1 protein-coding gene is annotated in these 2,408 nt (G+C 63.3%); it reads left to right on the top strand.

Going from position 1 to position 2,408, the window contains the following annotated elements; all coding sequences use genetic code 11:
- Positions 1-210: 210 nt before the first annotated feature.
- Positions 211-2,190, top strand: coding sequence for an acetate--CoA ligase (gene acs / locus IRZ12_RS17315; protein WP_296471271.1), 1,980 nt, complete (start codon positions 211-213; stop codon positions 2,188-2,190).
- Positions 2,191-2,408: the final 218 nt, after the last annotated feature.

Consider the following 2,408-nt stretch of genomic DNA (forward strand, 5'->3'; position numbering starts at 1 on the left):
GCGCAGAATAACGGATTGGTTTGGCGGAAATTGTAAGGCAAGCCGGCCCCGCGCCCGGTTGCACCCCCCGCTCTCCGCATCGGGCGCCCGGCCGGCCAGGCGGCGAGGCCGCCCGAGAGGCTTTGTTGCATTGCAGCGCGTGTTAATGGCCGCCTTTCGGTAACCTACGGGTATCCGCCCCAATCCATTTACGCAAGAGGACCCAAGGCGATGTCGACCATCGATTCCGTTCTGACCGAAACCCGCGTATTCCAGCCGCCCGCGGAACTCGTCAAGCAAGCCAATATTTCGGGCATGGCGGCCTATAAGGCGCTGTATGAGGAAGCCGAGCGAGACTTCGAAGGCTTCTGGGGCCGCCTGGCGAGGGAAACGCTGCAGTGGAGCAAGCCCTTCACCAAGGTGCTCGACGAAAGCAACGCCCCCTTCTACAAGTGGTTTGAAGACGGCGAGCTGAACGTCTCGTACAACTGCCTGGACGTCCATCTCACGAACGGCAACGCCGACAAGGTCGCCATCATCTTCGAAAGCGACGATGGCAAGACCACCAAGGTCACTTATCGCGAACTGCACGCCCGGGTGTGCCGGTTCGCCAACGGCATCAAGGCCCTGGGCTACAAGAAGGGCGATCGCTCCATCATCTACATGCCGATGTCCATCGAGGCCGTGGTTGCCATGCAGGCATGCGCCCGGCTCGGCATCACGCATTCGGTCGTGTTCGGCGGCTTCTCGGCCAAGAGCCTGCAGGAGCGCATCGTCGACGTGGGCGCCTCCTTCATCATCACGGCGGACGAGCAGGTGCGAGGCGGCCGGACCATCCCGCTCAAGCCCGCCGTCGAGGAAGCCATCGCCATGGGCGGCTGCGAAGCCGTCAAGAAGGTCATCGTCTATCGCCGCACCGGCGGGAACGTACCCTGGGTCGAAGGCCGCGACCTCTGGATGCACGACGTGGAGCAAGGCCAACCCGATACGTGCGAACCCGTCCAGGTCGGGGCAGAGCACCCGCTGTTCGTTCTCTATACCTCGGGTTCCACTGGCAAGCCCAAAGGGGTCCAGCACTCTTCCGGGGGCTACCTGCTTTGGGCGGCGCTCACCATGAAGTGGACCTTCGACATCAAGCCCACCGACGTATATTGGTGCACCGCGGATGTCGGCTGGGTGACGGGGCATACCTACATCACTTACGGCCCGCTGGCGGTCGGCGCGACGCAGATCGTCTTCGAGGGTGTCCCGACCTACCCCAACGCCGGCCGTTTCTGGGAGATCATCCAGAAACACAAGGCCACCATCTTCTATACCGCGCCGACCGCGATCCGCTCGCTGATCAAGGCGGCCGAGGCCAGCCCGGACCATCATCCCAAGAAATACGACCTGAGCAGCCTGCGCATCATCGGCTCGGTAGGCGAGCCGATCAATCCCGAGGCGTGGGTCTGGTACTACACCAATGTCGGCGGGGAGCGCTGCCCCATCGTCGATACCTGGTGGCAAACCGAGACTGGCGGCCACATGATCACGCCGCTGCCTGGCGTCACGGGCTTGAAGCCAGGGTCCTGCACGTTGCCGCTCCCGGGCATTTTCGCTGCCATCGTCGATGAGACCGGCGCAGACGTCGAGCTGGGCAAGGGCGGATTCCTGGTGGTCAAGCGTCCCTGGCCCGCCATGATCCGGACCATCTGGGGCGATCCCGAGCGCTTCAAGAAGAGCTACTACCCCGAAGAACTGGGGGGCAAGTACTACCTGGCGGGGGACGGCGCCAACCGCGACGCCGATGGCTATTTCTGGATCATGGGACGCATCGATGACGTGCTGAACGTCTCCGGCCATCGCCTCGGCACCATGGAGGTCGAGTCGGCGCTGGTGGCCCATCCCTTGGTCGCGGAGGCCGCCGTCGTGGGGCGCCCGGACGATGTCACCGGCGAGGCCGTCGTGGCATTCGTCGTCTTGAAGCGTGCCCGTCCAGACGATGCAGAGGCCGCCGAAATCGCCAAAGAGTTGCGAAACTGGGTGGCCAAGGAAATCGGCCCCATCGCCAAGCCCAAGGAAATCCGTTTTGGCGACAACCTGCCCAAGACCCGCTCCGGCAAGATCATGCGCCGGTTGCTGCGCGTGGTCGCCAAGGGGGAGGCCATCACGCAGGACGTCTCCACCTTGGAAAACCCGGCCATCCTGGAGCAGCTCGGCAAGGCGCTGTGATTGGATGCACCGTGTTGGTGCGCGCCCGCGTCGATGGCATGGTGCGCACCGCACCATAATAGGGTCAATACCTAGTGTCAGCGGTAAATTGCAGGAGCAGAATATCGTTATGCAGTGGAGGAGACAAAACCCCTGCAGTCGTTAGAAGAGCAAACCGCCCGAGCGACCCCCCCCCACCTGCGCCGGTGGGCCTGGGCATAAAAAAAATGGGCACCGGG

The sequence above is a fragment of the Pigmentiphaga sp. genome (assembly GCF_019689535.1).
Classification (GTDB): Bacteria; Pseudomonadota; Gammaproteobacteria; order Burkholderiales; family Burkholderiaceae_B; genus Pigmentiphaga.

Coding starts and splice junctions, on each gene's coding strand:
- acs (WP_296471271.1), top strand. CDS start 211: ATGTCGACCATCGATTCCGTTCTGACCGAAACCCGCGTATTCCAGCCG.